Raw genomic sequence first — 16,853 nt, 5'->3', positions numbered from 1 at the left:
CGGGGTGGCACGCGACACCCGCGGCGCCCCCATCCCCCCGCCTTAATCGGACTTAATTCCGCTTAATCCCTGGCAGAGGGAAACGTCTGGGATAAGGCCGCCACTCGCCGGACGCGCCTGGCCTGTCCAAGGCAGACACCGGGTGGCCGACGAGCTGACACACAACCGATGGAGTCGAACCATGTCGAAGCACTTCGTGCGTTCGTTGTTCCTGGGGGCGGTGGTGGCTTGCATGAGCGCTTGCGGCGGCGCGGAGACCGAGACGCCGGAAGCCGAGGTCGTCGTGGGTGACGTGGAGCAACGGGTCTGTTCGGTGGGCTCGTTCACGAACAATTGTCGTGATTGGGGCGGCGGTGGCTACGTGGACTCCGCCTGCACCGGCGGCACGTATCGATGGAAGTTCTGGGCCTGCAAGCAGTACCAGGCGGGCACCCAGAAGTACCGCCAGGAGTGCGGCTCCGAGCAGTACGTCTGCGGGAGCAGCGCGACGGTCCGCCCGAGTTCATCCGTTTCGGCGTGCGTCCAGAACTGCTAGCCGGCTGACTCACCGCCGGGCGAAGCGGCCCCTTCGCCCGGCGTGGGAGCTGGAGACCACGAGCGCCTCCAGCCGATGCTCACGTCAGACTCAAGGGACGGTGATGGGAAAGAGCGTGGCGCGCGCGGACTGGGTGCTCACCACCACGCCCGAGCTGTTCCGGATGGTGACCGTCATCGTCAGCCGCGTGGTGGCCCGGGCGGGGATGACACAAACGGGTCCGGTCGTCCCGCAGCGGGAGTCGCTCCACTCGTAGGTGTATCCAGGGCTCGCGCCAATCATCTCATAGAAGAGGTAGGTCGGCCCGTCATGGTAACCGATACACCGGACCGGAGTCGGCACGTCCAGCGCATCCGTGTCGACATAGCATCCCAGTGTCCCCACGGTGAGCGCGGCCTCGTCCACCGCCAGCGCTTCTCCTTCCCGCGGCTCCGGACCTCCACACCCCACACCCAGCCAGAGCGCGGCGCCCACTGACAGCCATCCAGCGCGGGAAGAGAAACGGGCCTTCGGGGTCTTCTGCGACATCAGCATCTCTGTCGGGCGCATGGGGCTCCTCGTGAGGTGGGGGCTTCGCCGTGAGTGGCGCGCAAAGACTAATCAACCTCCATCCCCTCAACCACTCGTCTATCACTGACGGAAATATCCACACGAATCGGCAACCCGCTTCGCCTGCTGCTCTTCCAGGAATGCGCTATCATGTCAGCGCTGCGCGACGATGAGTGCTTTTCCGGGAGGTCACATGCGAAGAATGCCTTTGTTGGGTGTCTCGTTCCTGGTGGCGGGTCTGGTGATGGGCTGTGGTGGTGTGGAAGCGGAGGTGTCAGAACCGGCTGACGCCGAGCAGGAGCAGTCGCTCGCGCCAAGCTGCCCCGCGGGTTTCACGGAAGTGTATCTCTGGGGCTGCAATCGACTGGCGGCCCACCAGCCGCCCTGCAACTACGCCGGGCCCGGGCACTACAACGTCCTGCATCTGCACTGTCAGTCGAGCACGCAGTTCTACGACGCGGGCCCGACGGGCGACTACGCCTGTGGGGATTGTTTCTAGGGCGCGGGAAGGACAGACGGGCCCGTGTCGTCTCCGGGCCCGTCGCCTCCGATGGAGGGTGCGCGTCCGCTTCCGTGAGCGGCTCTCACTCGCGGACATACCGGCCGAAGTTCACGTGGGGCATCGCACGGGAGAGCTCCGCGAGCAGGGCCGCGCCCGCATCCGGCAGTCCCTCGAACCACCAGCGGGTGAGCCCCAGTTCCTCGACGGACGCCGCCCAGGGCGCCTTGGTGAATCCGCGCAGGACCGCCTCCGTGTGAAGGTTCCCGGAGAGGTTGAGTGACTTCAGCCCCGAAAGGTGTGGGGCCGCCGCGAGGGCGCTCATGCCCGCTTCTCCAATCTCGCTCTGGAGGAGATTCAGCGTCCGGAGTCGGGAGAGGTGACGCGCCTGGGCCAGCGCCTGGACACCTCCGTCCCTGATTTGACTGATGCTGAGATCCAGCGCGGTCAGGTGCTGGAAGTGCTCACCGGCGGCCAGCGCCCGGCATCCCGCCTCATCGATGAAGGTCAACGACAGGTTCAGCGTCGACAACTGACTCAAGGAGGATGCGCCGCCGAGCGCGCACGCCCCTTCCGAGCCGATGGGATTGCCGCCGAGGTCGAGGGACCTCAATCCCGACATCGATGGTGAGTGGGCGAGCGCCCTCGCACCCTCGGGACCGACGCCATTGTGGGAGAGCATCAGGGTCTTGAGCTGAGACAGGTGGGGGAGGCTCGCGAGCGTCCGTGCCCCCTCATCTCCCACCTCGGAGGAGAACAGCCACAGCTCGCGCAGGCCCGTCAGGCGGGGCGCTTCAGCGAGGGCCTGGGCGACTCCGGGCCCGTTGTCGCCCAGGTCGAGCGACGTGAGCCGGCTCAACGACGACGTCACCACGCGCATCCCCGCGAGTCCGAGCCCATTGATTCGGATGTCCAGGTACTCCAGCCGCGTCATCCGCTCGAACAGCGCGCGCGCCCCATGGCTGCGCACGTCGTTTCCCGCCATCGACAGCTTGCGCAGGTCCGCCAGGTGGGGCGCCTCCGAGAGCAGCCGGGCGCCCTTCTGGGTGAGCCCGCTCCACTCGATTCCGAGCGCCCTCAGGCGTGGCATCTGGGTGGCCCGGGCCAGCACATGCGCCCCCGCATCGCCGAGCAGTCCGTCGGACTCCTCATCCTCCCGGTCCTGCCAGGACCCCAATCCCAGCTCCCGCAGGTTGGTCAGGTACGACGACTTGACGAGGGCCCGAGCTCCGCCGGGGCCCACGCCGTTGCCGTGCAGGTCCAGATGCGTCAACTCGCGCAGCCCCGGCGCGGAGGCGAGCGCCCGTGCACCCTCGAAGCCCAGCCTGTTGCCCTTCAATTGCAACCCACGAAGTCGGGTGAGGCCCTGGGCCCTCGCGAACACCTCGCCCGCGTCCGGCCCCAGCCGGCAGTGCGTCAGGTCGAGCACCTCGATGGCATCGAGCAGGGAAGAACCCAGGGCCTGCTCCAGCTTCTCGGCGCGACTGTCGAGTCCCCCCAACTTCAGCGTCCGGACCGGCTCGCCGCGCAGGAGCCGGGGGCCCACCTCCTCGAGCCGCGCCGGTGTCAGCGTCACCTCATCGACGAAGCCGCGGGCCCACTTCACCTCGCGGCGTCGCAGTCCCAGGGGCGCCAGCCACTCCTCCTGGTGCTTCGCCAGCAGTGCCTCGGAGCGGGCAAGGAGGGTGTCCCGCGTGAGCGTGTCATCCGGATAGCGGGCGAGCGCGCACTGCATCTCGATGAACTCACCTCTCGGGTCTCCCCGCGCGGTGAGGGTGCTGGCCAGCGCGAGCCGGGGCGCATCGTCGTCCAGCCGGTCGCGAATCGCGGTGATGTCCTCGAGGCTCTTACCCAATGCGTCGGACAATAACGGAGACCCGGTTGTATTTGCCAACCGGGAACCCGGGCCCTCTTTCGAGGGCGCGCATCCGGTAGGGCTCCGCGAGGCGGGCGCGAGCTTCACGGCCCCGGAGAGGGAAGCTGACACCGGGGTCCACTGTCAGACCCGACTGCTATTCCCGTGGTACCTCGAATTCATCGAGACACGTCGAGTCGACCGGGATTGCCACTGACACGGACCTCAGGACGGGGCGTCGCCCGGGAGTTGCACTTGTACCCGGATGTAGAAATGCCCCTCGAGGCTCATCTCAGCGTCACCCGGAACGACTGACACCGCGCTGCAGTGCCAGCCACCGAGGAGCCTGAGTCCATGCGCCGTCCCATCACGGATGGGTATCGCCATTCCCTTGTCCTCGCTGTCGGTCTCACCCTCTTCGCGACGGGGGCGCTCGCCCGTCCTGGGAAGCCTCCACCCGCGCAGTCCACGTGGAAGGCCCACGGGCTGGAGCACACCCATCGCCGCATCCAGCCCGCCGAGCGCGAGCCGGATGTCGCCCCCGAGCTGTTGCGTGAGGAGCCAGCCCTCGCCACGGCATCGCGGGCCCTGCTCGCCTGTGACACGGCGGCCTTCGCGGCCGCCAGTGGCCCCTCGCTCGTGACATTGGTGAAGGGCTCCACGGAGGAGTGCATCAACACGCTGTTCGGTGTGACGGGCACCCAGGCCGGGCAGGTCTTCATGGAGAGCAAGATGGTCACCATTGCCACCGCGCTCACCCCCAACGCCCAGCTGTACGTGGGCGACAACACCGCGCAGACGCTCCAGCTCATCCTGTTCCTGCGCGCTGGCTACTACGTGCAGTTCTACCAGTCAGGCGCGGTGGGCAGCTACGGCACAGCGCTGCGCAGCGCCATCCGCCCGGCGCTCGCGGCCTTCATCGCCAACTGCCACTTCAGGGACGTCAACGACGCGCACGGCACGGTGCTCCAGGAGTTCGTCACCCTCATCGACAGCGCGGGGGAGACCGCCTGGCATCTGGGCACCTTCAAGGGCCTCTTGGACCGGTTCAATGACACCACCGTGGCCTCGTCGTCCATGCGAGGCGCCACCAACAGCGTCTTCAACGGCCTCTATCGGGGCCACTACAACACCGACTTCGTGACGGCTGTGCGAGCGGACACGTCCATCCTCGACTCGCTCGACTCCTTCATCACCCGCACCCGACACCTGCTGGCCACCTCCAACCAGTACCTCACCGTCAACGCGGCGCGCGAGCTGGCCCGCTTCCTCCAACACTCTGGAACCCTTCAGACGCTGACGCGCCTCAAGGTGAAGGGAGTCTTCGACAACCACTCGATGACGGGCCCCACGGCGGGTCTCTGGGTGGGCACGGCGGAGATGGCCGAGTACTACGACAGAGCGAACTGCGCCTGGTACGGCATCTGCGACTTCCGGCGGACGGTGGAGCAGACGGTGCTCGGCACCACGCATACCTGCGGCGCCACGCTGCGCCTGCGCGTGCAGGACATGACGGCCTCGCAGCTCACGCAGAGCTGTGAGCAACTCGCCGCGCAGGAGTCGTACTTCCACGACAAGTTGAAGACGAACCGCGTGCCGGTGGCCAGCGACAACAACACGTCCCTGGAGGTGGTCGTCTTCGACAGCAGGTTCGACTACCAGACGTACGCGGGCGTGCTGTTCGGCGTCACCACCCACAGTGGCGGCATGTACCTGGAAGGAGACCCCGCGGCCTCCGGCAACCAGGCCCGCTTCATCGCCTACGAGGCGGAGTGGCTGCGGCCCACCTTCGAAATCTGGAACCTGCGCCACGAGTACATCCACTACCTGGATGGCCGCTTCAACATGAAGGGTGACTTCACCGCCAGCAGCAGCCAACCCACCATCTGGTGGATTGAAGGCCTGGCCGAGTACATCTCGAGACAGGACGACAACGACAGCGCGGTGACGTCGGGCACGGGCAGGGTCTTTCAGCTGAGTCAAATCCTGCGCAACGACTACAACAGCGGCGCGGACCGCGTGTACTCGTGGGGCTATCTGGCCACGCGCTTCATGTTCGAGCGGCACCCGGACCAGGTGGGCACGTTCCTGGCGCAGTTCCGCGCGGGCAACTACAGCGCCTATCGACAGTCCCTGGATGCGTTGGGGACGGCGAACGACGCGGAGTTCCACTCGTGGATTCTCTGTGTCGCGGCGACCACGGACCCGAGCGCCTGCGTGCCACCCGACTCCGGGCCTCCACCGGGCACGACTCCGCCCTGCACGGCGGCCAATGGCCAGAGGCTCGACAACGGCTGCTACCGGGGCCCGCTCGCCTCCACTGGCAGCGCGCTCTACTTCTATCTCTATATGCCCCCCGGCGCGCGCAACCTGCGCTTCAAGGCCAGCGGCGGCACCGGCAACGCGGACCTGTACATCCGCGCCGGCACGTGGCCCACGACGACCACGTATGACTATCGGCCCTTCCTTCCGGGCAACGACGAGACAGTGGAGATCCCCACCCCCATGACGGGTGGCTATTACTACCTCATGCTCATGGCCCGAACGCCCTACTCGGACGTGAAGCTGGAGGCCCACTTCGACGGGGCGCCCTGACCCGGCGAAGACAGACGCCCAGGTGGACGCGAAGCCACCTGGGCGTCATTCACGGTTCAGCACGCCCACCTTCCGCTCAAGGTCGAGTCACGAATGCCCTGCCTGTTCGCCGAGGAGTGTCTGCCCTTGGTAGTGTTCAGGCAGAATCCTGACAGGAGGAGTGAATGGCGCAGGGACACTTCGACGTCGCGGGGAAGGTGGCGCTCATCACCGGCGCCTCACGTGGACTGGGGAGACACTTCGCCTTCATGCTGGCGCGTCAGGGAGTGGCCACCGCGCTGGCGGCGCGTGACACCGAGGCCCTGTCGGGCGTGGCGCGGACCATCCAGGCCGAGGGAGGCAAGGCCCTGGTGGTACCGCTCGACGTGACGGACTCGCGCCGGGTGCGCGCCGCGCTCGAGGAGGTGGAGGCCGGGCTGGGCCCCTTGTCCATCCTGGTCAACAACGCGGGCACGGTGGATTCGCTCCCCTGGAACGAGCAGGACGAGGCCGAGTGGGACCGGGTGATGGACACCAACCTCAAGGGCGTCTGGTTGATGGCACAGGAGACCGCACGCCACCTCATCCGTCACCGCCGGGGAGGCACCCTCATCAACATCTCCTCCATCCTCGGCGGCGTGGTGGAGAAAGGACTGCCCGCCTATTGCGCCTCGAAGGCGGGCGTCAATCACCTCACCCGAGCACTCGCCGTCGACCTGGCGCCCCATGGCATCCGCGTCAACGCCCTGGCGCCCGGCTACTTCGAGACCGACCTCAACCGGGAGTTCCTCGCCACCGCCGAGGGCCGGGCCATGGTGGAGCGCATCCCCCAGCGGCGCACCGGCCACTTCGAGGAGCTGGATGGGCCCCTGCTGCTGCTCGCGTCAGAGGCCTCTCGCTACATGACGGGGAGCGTGCTCACCGTGGATGGCGGCTACACCAACGTCTCCGCGGGATAGACAGTCCTTCGACCGCCCTCTCTCCGCCTGATGAAGGGCGAGCCCAGGCGGACTGGGACGCAGCCGCGTTCCCGGAGGACGCGGACCCGGTGACTCGCACCGTGTGGCCCCTGGACGCTCACTCGGTACGCTGCTTGCTTTCTCACTCCTCCGCACGTCCAGGCAACGAGCTGCCCGGGCTTGGCCGAGGAACCCCATGCCAGATCCGAAACTGCAAGAGGAGAAGCGCCGAAGGGCCCTGGAAGCCTACGAGCGACGCGCCACCGCGCAGCGCGAGCGGGGCATGCCTCGGCTGCGACGCGAGCGGGAAGAGCGGGAGCTCGCGGCGGAGATGGCCTTCGACTTCAAGCTGATCTCCCTGTCGAAACAGGAGCGGTATGACCTGCTGGGGCCCGCCCAGAAATGGCGCGAGCACATCGACGGCCGCCATCAACACTGGGGGGAGAATGTCTACATCAGGGGGCACCACCGACTTCACCAGGACCCCCACGCCCGGCCGCAGGACGTCGCCGACCCCGAGTACAACGCCCGGATGATGAAGGCGGACCGCTTCGTCAGCTCGACCTTCAATTTCGGCAACTTCAACAGGGATGCCTACGTCAGGCTCCATGGACTCGTCTCCAGGGACCAGTACGACTTTGGAGCCCAGCCTCGTGTCGGAGAGCTCACGCTCACGTTCGAACAGCTCCATGACAGCGCCCAGACGCTGCTGGGCGAGCATGACCCCTTCATCGCGCGAATCGATGTCACCACGCCCAAGGTGTGCCGCATCGTCCTGGCGGCGGTCGACAACCCCTTGGAGGAGGTCGACAGGCTCCTCCGGGAGCATTACCTGGCCACGCGCTTCGTCTTCGACCTGGATGAGGCGTTGCTCGCCGTGGCCCGGACGCACAAGGCGCTGGAGAACCTCCATGCCTACGTGGACTACAACACCCGCACCAACCGACTGGTGTTGAACCGGCTGCTGGTCGATGCGGGCCACACGCCAGCGGTCCTCTACAGCCCGCTGAGCGTCCATCACATGACCCTGCCCCACTGGGTGGAACACATCCGTGAGGGACAGAAGGTCTGGCAAAAGCTCGTCACTGAGTCTGGCAACCTGGATGCCCCGGATGCGGCGTGGGTGGACTTCAACCGTGAGCAGGAGCTGAGGAGGCGCTTGAGCCTGCTTTAGTGCGGGGCCTCGTGGCTACGCTCTCCAACCCACTCCCGCGAACCTGGGGCGGACCGGTGAAGCTCACTTCGCGCCTGGCACCGCGCGCGCGACGAGCACGGAGCGGTACGCCGCCCGGTACGCCCAGGCCAGATACAGGTGGAGGGCCAGGACGATGAAGGTCATCACCATCCCACTCGGGGCGAGGAAGGCGTGGAAGGCGACGATGTTGACGGTGACGGGCGCGAGGAGGACCAGCGCCAGCGGCACGAAGCGGTTCGTCAACAGCAGCAGGCCCACGAGCACCTCGGTGCCCTTGATGAGCGACATCATGTAGCCCGTCTTCATGAGCGCGGCGCTGAACGCCATCGCACCTTCGGGAATGGGCTCCGAGGGCGGGGGGATGAAATTCAGGAAGCCATTCAGCCCGAAGACGAAGAAGAGCAACCCCGTCAGGACCCGAGCAACCGTCGGCAGGTGGCGAGCCAGCGACTTCGTGTCCTGCCCAGCTCCAGTGACATTCCCATTCAACGTCGTTTCCGTTCCCATGGCGTACTCCTCCTCGGCATCCCTGCCTCTGCCATCACGACGAACGACCTTCCAGGAGATCGACATGGCGACGATTTCATCTGGAAGCCGCCGGCAAGTGCTCGGAATGACAAGAGCCCCTGCCCTCGCCGCTACGGCTCCAACCCGCTCACGCGAACCTGGGGAGGAAGCACGAAGCGGGCGACCTCGACGTCCCGCTCCTTGCGAGGGTCGATGCCCTCGTCCTTGAAGCGCTGGAGGACCACCAGCGCCTGGCCCTTGCGCACCAGCTTCACGTCCGAGCCCCCACCGGCCCACCAGACGCTGAAGGCCCGCGTCATGTCCTGGGGCACCTCTCCATTGGAGAACCTCCCCTTCAGCGCGCGGACCTCCTCGCTGCCGTCCGCGTGCTTCAGCACGGCGCTCGCCGTGAATGACCAGGGCGAGCCATCGTCTTCGTGGGCGTCGGGCTTGAACCGGAACCCGGCCTGCCAGACCTCCGCGGGCGCGCACTGCTTCTTCCGGGCGGCATCCCCACCGACATACTCCCCCGCCGGCCGCACGGAGGCGGTGACGCCCAGGGCCTTGAGCTTGCCTCCGTAGGCCTGCGCCTCCGCCTTCGACGCGAAGCTGTTGGCGACGAGAATCTGGAGACAGGGCTTGAGGCCCGCGAAGTCCGTGGAGGACAGACGAGCGAAGTCTGTCTTCATGTCCGCCTGCTTCGATATCCGCGCCTGGAGCTCATCCTGGGGACCCAGCTCCGGCTCCGCGGCGAGGATGACGAGGAAGCGCTTCGCGAAGCGTTGCTCCGAAGGCGCGGGCTTCTGGGCCCACGCGGTCGACGAGAAGACGCCTCCCACCACCAGCATCGCGACACAGGTGCGTCTCCACCCCATGGACAGCTTGGACTCCTTCATGAACACCCCTCTTCGCCCCATGGGCGAGGCCCGCCCTGGACAGGACAGCGCCGCCTGAGTTCACACGGGCGGGCCGGAGCCACGCAAGCGCGCGTCACCTCCCGAGCTTCGCGGACACACCCATGTCCCCGGAGCCGACGTCATCGGAGACACCCTCTGAGGAGCCCCTGCCTCGCCCCTCGTGGGAGCGGCGCGCTCCGTCCTATGCTCCGTGCGAAGCGGCCCGAGCACTCGCGTCCCGTTCCACGACCTCGGGGGGACTCGGACTCACGCCGCATTCATGCCCGCGCGGCGAGGAGTCGAACGAAGTGAACGGTCCGGACAGTGGAATGGCGATCGCGGTGTTGCTGGGCATGTTGATACTGCTCGCGATGGGCGGCGGCATCGGCGTCGGCCTCACCCTGCTCCTCAAGAAGCTCTTCAAGTTCACGACGCCCGTGGCCATTGGCGTGGGGCTCGTGTTGCTCGTGGTCGGCGCGGTGGGGCTCTTCGCGGTGGTGTTCGACGACCTGACCGCCTCCTGGTGGGAGGCGCGCACCGCCAAGGTCGTGCACTTCACCGTGCCCAAGGGCTTCAACGGCCGGCTGCACCTGGTGTTCGACCCGAACGGGCCCGCCGTCAACGAGGTGGACGGCAAGCTGGAGGTGAAGGTCAGCGGCGCGAAGGCCCAGAAGGTGAAGGCCGGCCTCGGGCTGGAGAACGACTACGCCGAGGTCGAGGCCCATGACACCGAGGGCAAGCGAGTCGACGTGTTCCTCGACTCGAGCGGCTCCCGCGACGGCGTCGTGTACCGCGGGTACTGGTTCGGCAACCAGGCGGGGCGGACCTACGACGACTCGCCCATCGGCCAGCCGGAGTGAGGCGGGGGACGCTCAACACTACTTAACACCCCATGGACTCCAACCATGCGATGGAGGACGCGCCCCCCTCGGGGACTTGGGAAGCACACAGTCCCGACGTCGAGGGGACAACGGGTGGCGTCCCGCGAGGAAACCGTTTCCGGACTCGCGCGAAAAACATGGTACCGGTGGACCGTCGCGGCCACCAGAAAGGGAGCTGTCGGAATGCTCGCCATCGGAGACCTCGCGCCAGACTTCGCCGCCACGGACTGCCATGGCGCTCCCCTGAGCCTGTCCGCGCTCCGGGGCCGCCGGGTCATCCTCTTCTTCTTCCCCAAGGCCTTCACGCTCGGCTGCACCATCGAGAACCGGGCGTTCAGGGACAACCACCACCGCCTCCAGGCCCTGGGCGCTGAATTGGTGGGCGTGTCGGTGGACACCCAGCGCACCCAGTGCGCCTTCGCGGAGAAGGAAGACATCCACTTCTCCCTGCTCGGAGACCCGGACCGGGTCATCAGCCGGGCGTATGACGTGCTGTGGCCCGTGCTCCGCGTGGACCGCCGCGTCACCTTCATCATCGGCCCCGACGGCCGCATCGAGGACATCATCCGCCACGAGGTGCGCGTGTACCGCCACCTGGACGACGTCCTGCGCTACCTCGAGTCCACCCCACTCCCCGTCGCCTACGACACGGCCGCCTGAGGCCCGGGCGTCAATCCCAGGAGCAGTGGTACTCGCAATGAGACGCGCCCCGGGCGCGGCACATCGGGTGCGTGATTCGCGGCATCAGGCCCCCCGACAGCTCGATGGCGCGCTCGTGCCATCCGATGATGGTGAGGCAGTCCGCCTCCGTGACGTTCTCCGCGCTGAAGGTGCGCAGCACCGCGGACCGGGGCCCCATCCAGTCGTACGTGCGCGAGCCCACCGCGTAATAGAACCGGTAGATGCGCGCCGCCTGACTCAAGAGGAAGTGCGGCTCCCCCGCCCTCACGAAGGCATGCTGGGGGCCGTGCAGCGACTCGTCCGCGGACGCACGCCCCATGTCGATGAAGGCCCGGCCCTCGTCCTCCGGCGACAGCACCTCCGCGATGGCCGTGTCCAACCGCAGGTTCAACTCCAGCGGATACCAGGCCACCGGCAATATCGACTTGCGAAGCAACGCCTGGTCCGACGGAGGCAGTCGCCCGAGGACTTCGTCGACGCGAACCTGCCCGCCGTGTCGGCGCAGCATGTTGAGCCGGGATATGAGCACGCCCCCCTTGATGCGAGAGCCCGAGCCTTCCAGAACCATGAGAAGTCCGTGGGTTGCACCAACCGCGGCCATTGTGACAGCGGCTCGGCGAACAGGGCAAATTGGCGCCCCAACCAACTGTCGCCCAATTTGCTGTCATTTCCTGAGATTCTTGAATTCATGCGACGCTGGCGACGCGGAGGAAAATAACCTGGGGGCGGCTCGGGGGTTGAAGGCTTCGTGAGCATCAGGGAGACAGGCGGCCGGGTGGTGGCGATGCCGTCTCGTCGGCTGGCCCTGGAGCGGGCGCCGGACGAGGTGCTCTGCCATGCCTTCCTGGACGGCGAGGAGGCGGCCTTCGAGGTGCTGGTGAGGCGGCACCGGGGGCTCGTCTTCTCGCTGGTGCGCCGCTACACGATGCGGCCCGAGGACGCGGCGGACCTGACGCAGGCGGCCTTCCTGCGCGCGCTGGAGGCCTCGCGGCGGGTATTCGCGCGCTTCACGCCAGCGGGCCCGGCGCCCTTCCGCGCGTGGCTGGTGCGAATCGCCCTCAACCTGGCGAAGAACCACGCGCGGCACGGCCAGCGGTGGCGGCCGGTGCTGGTGGAAGCGGCGAATGACGAGGTGGCGGAGGCCCCTGGCGAGTCCGCGCAGGAAGGCCTGGAGCGGGCGGAGCGGGCGCGGCGGGTGCGCGAAGAGGTGCTGACGCTGCCCCGGCGCCAGAGAGAGGTGCTGACGCTGCGCGTGGACGCCGGGTTGGCGTTCAAGGACATCGCGGAGACGCTCGGCATCACCGAGAACAATGCGAAGGTGCAGTTCCACCATGCGGTGAAGCGCCTGAAGGCGCGGGTGGGCGCGCCCGAGGAGATGAGCTGATGGCTGCATGCCCTGACCAGGAAGCGCGGCTGGATCTGCACGCCGCGGGGGCGCTGGACGCGCCGGAGACGGTTCCCCTGCTCCGACATCTGGAGTCGTGCGAGGGGTGCCGCGAGGCCTTCGCCGCGTCGGTGGAAATCCTGTCGCTGATGACGCTGCCCGCGCCGACGACGGCGGAGAAGGTCGCCCAGGAGGCCGTGCCCGAGCGCGCGCTGGGCACATGGAAGCGCGAGCGCACGAGCCAGGCCCTGCGACGGCGCACGGTGGGCTCGCTGGTGGCCGCCGCCGCCGCGGTGGCGGTGATGGTCCTGGTGCCAGGAATCCCCCGGCCGTGGGCGCCGAGCACCCCGCTGGAGCCCAAGGCCGCGCCGATGGCGGAGGAGCTCGCCGTGGAAGCGAGCACGCTGGCCGACTTCGAGGCATGGGCCGGGCTGGAGCCGCTGGAGTCCGGCGGCGAGTTGGAAGACGAGGAGGCCCTCGACGACGTCGCGGGCTGGGACGAGGAAGATCCGCTGGGAGAGATGCTGTGAAGACAATGACTCGCACGTCGTGGGTGGCGTTGACGGTGGTGCTCGTGCCCTTCCTCGCGCTGGCCCGGCCCGGCGACAAGCAGGGCGCGGAGCCACGGCCTCGCGATGCCGAGCGGATGGAGCGCCTGGAGAAGCGGCTGCGGCTGCGGCAGGTGCTGACGCTGTCGGAGGCGCTGGAGCTGGACAACGCGCAGGCGCTGAAGATGGAGGAGACGCTGCGCGGCTTCGACGAGAAGCGGCGCCCCTTGCGGGAGCAGGTGCGCGACGCGGCTCGCACGCTGCATCAGGCGGCGCGAGGCGACAGCGCGGCGCTGACGCAGGTGGACGCCGCCGCGCAGCGTGCGTTCGAGGCACGTGAGCGCATCGCCGTGTTGGACCGGGAGATGTATCAGGCGCTGGCCAAGGAGCTTCCTCCGGAGAAGCGGGCGAAGCTGGCGCTCGCCCTCGCGCGCGGTGGACTCAAGTCCAAGAGCTTCTGGAGGCACGAGCCCTCGGGGGATGCGCGGGGCGACGACTGACGCCCCACCCCGGGGGATGAGACTGGAGTCGGGGACGGACGGGCAGCCGCCCCATGGGCGACATGGGCCCCGTGCCTACCGTCAGGGAGCCGACGGCGCGTGGAGCGCCGCCACCGAGGAGGCTTCCATGCGTCTACTGCCCCGACTCGCGCCCCTGTTGATGGGCCTGGCCCTCACGGCCTGCGCGAGCATCGACGTGAGCAGCAACTACGACCCAGGCGCCGTCCAGCAGCTCGACGGCTACAAGACCTATGCGTGGCTCCCGCAACCGGAGGGGAGCGACAAGCGGGTCTACAACCCCATCGTCGGTGCCGAGGTGCAGCGCGCGGCCGACGACTACCTGCAGTCTCACGGCTACCAGAAGGTGGAGGCGGGGGCGAACCCCGACTTCCTCATCGGCTGGCATGGGGCCATCGACAACAAGATTGAAGCGGACACCGTCAACGCCTACTACGGCTATCCCTACGACCCGCTGTGGGATCCGTTCTACGGCGGTGGGCCCGTCGTCATGGGCGCGCCCGAGACGTATGTGCGGGAGTACGAGCAGGGCACCCTCCTGCTCGACATCGTCGACGCGAAGTCCAAGAAGCTCGTCTGGCGCGGGCAGGCGCAGTCGGAGGTCAACGAAAGCGCCCAGGCGGAGAAGCAGCAGGCGAAGATCACCAAGTCCGTGACGGAGATTCTGGAGCGCTTCCCGCCGAAGCCGGGCAAGAAGTGACGTGCGGGGTCCGTGTCCGGCGCCACCGACGTATGGGAGCGTCAGGCGCCGGACACGGGCTTGTCCCCGGAGCAGAGTCGTCGGAGCGGGCGGACGTGAGCAGCTTGCGCGGGCTCCATGTCCCGTCTCCGCCGAATCGCCGGCTGCCTCTTGCTGCTCGCCTGCCTTGACGGTTGCGCCGTCTCGGCGCCGCGCTCGGAGCTGGTGCGGCGCGTGGGCCGCTCGGACTTGTCGGTGGAGGCCCTGCGCACCCGGGTGAGGGACATGGCGCGGCGCTTCTCCGGGCTGCTGGAGGTCTCCGCGGATGAAATCGCGGCGCGCTCGGGCTCCGAGTCCGTGCGCGCGGCGATGACCACGTTCAAGATCAACTCCGTGCCGGCCATGCAGGCCGCGCTGCTCCAGCCCGACCCCGTGGCGGCGCTGGTGGATGCGTGGGCCCTGCTCGCGCAGCTCGAGCTCGCGCTCCCTGAGTGGGCCGTGAGCGCCGGTGCGACGCCGGAAGTGACAGCCAAGGCCGAGCGGATGTTGCGCGAGCAGGAGGCCGAGGTGGAGGCGCTGTGGAAGGACGTGTCCGGCAGGGAGGACGTGTCCCCCGCGCACAAACTCGTCCATGAGTGGGCCGCGAAGAACCCGCTCGTGGGCTCGCTCGTCGCGCGGGTGTCCACCGTGGGGCTGCTCTCGGACGTGACGTCCCAGTCCGGGCTCAGCGCGAGGGCGACCGCGGGGGCGCTGGTGGAGGACGTGCGGGACATCACCGCGCGCGTGGACCTCTACGCCGCATCCCTCCCCCGCCAGGCCCGCTGGCAGGTGGAGTCGATGGCGCAGGAGGCCCTGCAGATGCTCCCCGCTCAGGAAGCGATGAAGGACCTGGAGCGCGTGGTGGACACGCTGGACCAGTTCGGAGGGCTGGCGGCGGGGACTCCCGCGCTGGTGGCCCGGGAGCGGACCGCCGTGCTGAACGCGCTCGATGCGGGCAGGGAGGCGCTCCAGCACTTCATCGAATCGGAGCGACAGGCGCTCATGGTGGACGTGAGGGGAGAGCGGCAGGCCATCCTCTCCGCGCTCCACACCGAGCGCGTGGAGACGATGCAGCAGGGCGAGCGCATGGGCTACGGGCTGGTGGACCACGCCTTCCAACGCGCGGCCACGCTGGTGGACCGCGTCTTCCTGTGGCTGCTGGGGCTGACGTTGCTAGGCGTGGTGGGAGCCATCGCCGTCGCCTTCCTGCTCACGCGTGCATGGCGTGGACGCATGGGCTGAGCGGAGCGCGGTGGCAGCGCATTCAGCACGCAGCCTCGACATCCTGACGCCACCGGTCGACGAGCCTTGCCAATCTGTCAGGCGGACCTCGCGCCGAGGTTGGGAATCTCCTCTGTGCAGGGCGGGCTTCGTGATTGCATTCGTCCCAGCCATGGACCCGCGCTCGCGTCAGGACCTCGTCACCGGTGCCTTGCTGGGAACCCTCGTGGGAGATGCCCTGGGACTGCCCCGAGAAGGGCTCGGCCCGCGACGGGCGCTCCGCATGTTCGGCGGCGCGCCGCTACGACACAGGCTCGTGCTCGGCCGAGGCTTCGCGAGTGATGACACGGAGCACGCGTGCATGACGGGCCAGGCGCTCCTCGCGCAGCCCGAGGACGCATCGCTCTTCGCTCGCGACCTGGGGTGGCGACTGCGCGGGTGGTTCCTCGCGCTGCCAGCGGGCATCGGCTGGGCGACGGTGCGCGCCATCGCGAAGCTCTGGCTCGGCTTCTCTCCCGAGAGCAGTGGCGTCGTCTCCGCGGGCAATGGCCCCGCGATGCGCGCTCCTCTGCTGGGAGCCTGTCTCGCCACGCAACCGGAGCGGCTCGATGCCTTCGTGCGCGCCTCCACACGGCTGACACATCGAGACCCTCGGGCCGAGGATGGAGCGCGACTCGTCGCACGGGCCGCCGCGTATGGCGCGCTGCATGGGCCCGAAGGCGTGAAGGACTCGGCGGCCGCGCTGCGGATGCTGCGCGAGGCCACCACCACCGCCGAGTTCCATGCGGTGCTCGACACACTGAGCGCTCACCTGTCACGAGGTGCGTCACTCGTGGAGCTCGCCCAGTCACTCGGGTTGGAGCGTGGTGTCACGGGCTATGTCATGCACACGGTGCCCGTGGCGCTCTATGCGTGGCTGCTCCATCCGGACAACCTCCCTCGCGCGGTGGAGGAGGTCATCCTGCTCGGCGGAGACACGGACACGGTGGGCGCCATCGTGGGAGGCATGCTCGGAGCCACCGTTGGCGCGGGCGCCATTCCTCCCGCATGGTTGGACGGAGTCGCCGAGTGGCCCCGCTCCACGCAGTGGATGCGCACGCTCGCCGAGCGCCTGGCGCGGCAGTTTCCAGCCGGCGAGCCTCCTGTCGAGAGGACTGGCCCGCTCGCCCTCTTCTGGCCTGGGCTGCTTCCCCGCAACCTGGGGGTCCTCGCCATCGTGCTGGCGCACGGCCTTCGCCGCTTGCTGCCGCCCTACTGAGCGCCTCGTCCCCGACACGCATGCCCAGGCCTCCTGTCTGGGAGGCTCCGAGCAGGGCACTCGTGAACACGCGGC

The 16,853-nt window shown here is 68.2% G+C and carries 18 protein-coding genes; 13 read left to right on the top strand and 5 right to left on the bottom strand.

Translation table 11 applies throughout. From position 1 onward, the window contains the following. The first annotated feature begins 181 nt into the window (after positions 1-181). Positions 182-535 (top strand): hypothetical protein, encoded by a 354-nt coding sequence (locus G4D83_RS28015; RefSeq protein ID WP_163867915.1) that lies wholly within the window; start codon positions 182-184, stop codon positions 533-535. A gap of 90 nt (positions 536-625) precedes the next feature. Here the strand turns inward: G4D83_RS28015 and G4D83_RS28010 are convergent, their stop codons facing one another. Further along, positions 626-1,084 (bottom strand): hypothetical protein, encoded by a 459-nt coding sequence (locus G4D83_RS28010; RefSeq protein ID WP_163867914.1) that lies wholly within the window; start codon positions 1,082-1,084, stop codon positions 626-628. Between the two features lie 193 nt (positions 1,085-1,277). Between G4D83_RS28010 and G4D83_RS28005 the strand changes: the two genes are divergently transcribed. Continuing rightward, positions 1,278-1,583 carry a hypothetical protein gene (locus G4D83_RS28005; protein WP_163867913.1) on the top strand — a complete coding sequence of 102 codons (306 nt, stop codon included), beginning with the start codon at positions 1,278-1,280 and terminating at the stop codon, positions 1,581-1,583. A gap of 85 nt (positions 1,584-1,668) precedes the next feature. On the opposite strand, the gene G4D83_RS28000 is transcribed toward G4D83_RS28005, so the two are convergent. Continuing rightward, on the bottom strand, positions 1,669-3,438 hold the full coding sequence (locus G4D83_RS28000; protein WP_163867912.1) for a hypothetical protein: 1,770 nt from the start codon (positions 3,436-3,438) through the stop codon (positions 1,669-1,671). A 354-nt stretch (positions 3,439-3,792) separates the two neighbouring features. Here G4D83_RS28000 and G4D83_RS27995 point away from each other — a divergent pair, with 354 nt between their 5' ends. The 3 genes from G4D83_RS27995 to G4D83_RS27985 all read left to right on the top strand — a co-directional run bounded on the left by G4D83_RS27995 (position 3,793) and on the right by G4D83_RS27985 (position 8,145). Then, positions 3,793-6,033, top strand: coding sequence for a M9 family metallopeptidase (locus G4D83_RS27995; RefSeq protein ID WP_163867911.1), 2,241 nt, complete (start codon positions 3,793-3,795; stop codon positions 6,031-6,033). Between the two features lie 164 nt (positions 6,034-6,197). Further along, the gene (locus tag G4D83_RS27990) at positions 6,198-6,971 is read left to right on the top strand and encodes an SDR family NAD(P)-dependent oxidoreductase (protein ID WP_163867910.1); all 774 of its coding nucleotides are present in this window, start codon (positions 6,198-6,200) and stop codon (positions 6,969-6,971) included. Positions 6,972-7,167: 196 nt separating this feature from the next. Further along, positions 7,168-8,145 carry a Fic family protein gene (locus G4D83_RS27985; protein ID WP_163867909.1) on the top strand — a complete coding sequence of 326 codons (978 nt, stop codon included), beginning with the start codon at positions 7,168-7,170 and terminating at the stop codon, positions 8,143-8,145. 63 nt (positions 8,146-8,208) lie between these two features. Here G4D83_RS27985 and G4D83_RS27980 read toward each other — a convergent pair whose 3' ends face one another. Together G4D83_RS27980 and G4D83_RS27975 are read right to left on the bottom strand one after the other, a co-directional pair. Continuing rightward, a complete protein-coding gene (locus G4D83_RS27980; RefSeq protein WP_163867908.1) occupies positions 8,209-8,673 on the bottom strand; it encodes a DoxX family membrane protein in 465 nt (154 codons plus the stop codon). Positions 8,674-8,804: 131 nt separating this feature from the next. Next, a complete protein-coding gene (locus tag G4D83_RS27975; RefSeq protein ID WP_163867907.1) occupies positions 8,805-9,569 on the bottom strand; it encodes a hypothetical protein in 765 nt (254 codons plus the stop codon). Positions 9,570-9,898: 329 nt separating this feature from the next. On the opposite strand from G4D83_RS27975, the gene G4D83_RS27970 reads away from it, so the two are divergent. Both G4D83_RS27970 and G4D83_RS27965 read left to right on the top strand, forming a co-directional pair. Then, entirely contained in the window at positions 9,899-10,429 is a 531-nt protein-coding gene (locus G4D83_RS27970; RefSeq protein ID WP_163867906.1) for a hypothetical protein, read from the top strand. A gap of 204 nt (positions 10,430-10,633) precedes the next feature. Then, positions 10,634-11,110 (top strand): peroxiredoxin, encoded by a 477-nt coding sequence (locus G4D83_RS27965; RefSeq protein ID WP_163867905.1) that lies wholly within the window; start codon positions 10,634-10,636, stop codon positions 11,108-11,110. Positions 11,111-11,120: 10 nt separating this feature from the next. Here the strand turns inward: G4D83_RS27965 and G4D83_RS27960 are convergent, their stop codons facing one another. Beyond that, positions 11,121-11,699: a TIGR02265 family protein gene (locus tag G4D83_RS27960; RefSeq protein WP_163867904.1), complete on the bottom strand. Its 579-nt coding sequence runs from the start codon at positions 11,697-11,699 to the stop codon at positions 11,121-11,123. A gap of 180 nt (positions 11,700-11,879) precedes the next feature. On the opposite strand from G4D83_RS27960, the gene G4D83_RS27955 reads away from it, so the two are divergent. From G4D83_RS27955 to G4D83_RS27930, 6 genes are all read left to right on the top strand, one after another. Continuing rightward, positions 11,880-12,515, top strand: coding sequence for an RNA polymerase sigma factor (locus G4D83_RS27955; protein ID WP_163867903.1), 636 nt, complete (start codon positions 11,880-11,882; stop codon positions 12,513-12,515). Next, the gene (locus G4D83_RS27950; RefSeq protein ID WP_163867902.1) at positions 12,515-13,045 is read left to right on the top strand and encodes a zf-HC2 domain-containing protein; all 531 of its coding nucleotides are present in this window, start codon (positions 12,515-12,517) and stop codon (positions 13,043-13,045) included. Before G4D83_RS27955 ends, G4D83_RS27950 begins: the two co-directional genes overlap by 1 nt. A gap of 5 nt (positions 13,046-13,050) precedes the next feature. Beyond that, positions 13,051-13,563: a hypothetical protein gene (locus tag G4D83_RS27945; RefSeq protein WP_163868055.1), complete on the top strand. Its 513-nt coding sequence runs from the start codon at positions 13,051-13,053 to the stop codon at positions 13,561-13,563. A gap of 127 nt (positions 13,564-13,690) precedes the next feature. Continuing rightward, positions 13,691-14,281: a DUF4136 domain-containing protein gene (locus G4D83_RS27940; protein ID WP_163867901.1), complete on the top strand. Its 591-nt coding sequence runs from the start codon at positions 13,691-13,693 to the stop codon at positions 14,279-14,281. Positions 14,282-14,398: 117 nt separating this feature from the next. Beyond that, positions 14,399-15,541: a chemotaxis protein gene (locus G4D83_RS27935; protein WP_163867900.1), complete on the top strand. Its 1,143-nt coding sequence runs from the start codon at positions 14,399-14,401 to the stop codon at positions 15,539-15,541. Between the two features lie 130 nt (positions 15,542-15,671). After that, a complete protein-coding gene (locus G4D83_RS27930; protein WP_240356685.1) occupies positions 15,672-16,778 on the top strand; it encodes an ADP-ribosylglycohydrolase family protein in 1,107 nt (368 codons plus the stop codon). Positions 16,779-16,853 lie beyond the last annotated feature (75 nt).

The sequence above is a fragment of the Myxococcus eversor genome (genome assembly GCF_010894455.1).
GTDB lineage: Bacteria > Myxococcota > Myxococcia > Myxococcales > Myxococcaceae > Myxococcus > Myxococcus eversor.
This window is presented reverse-complemented; position numbering and strand designations above follow the sequence as displayed.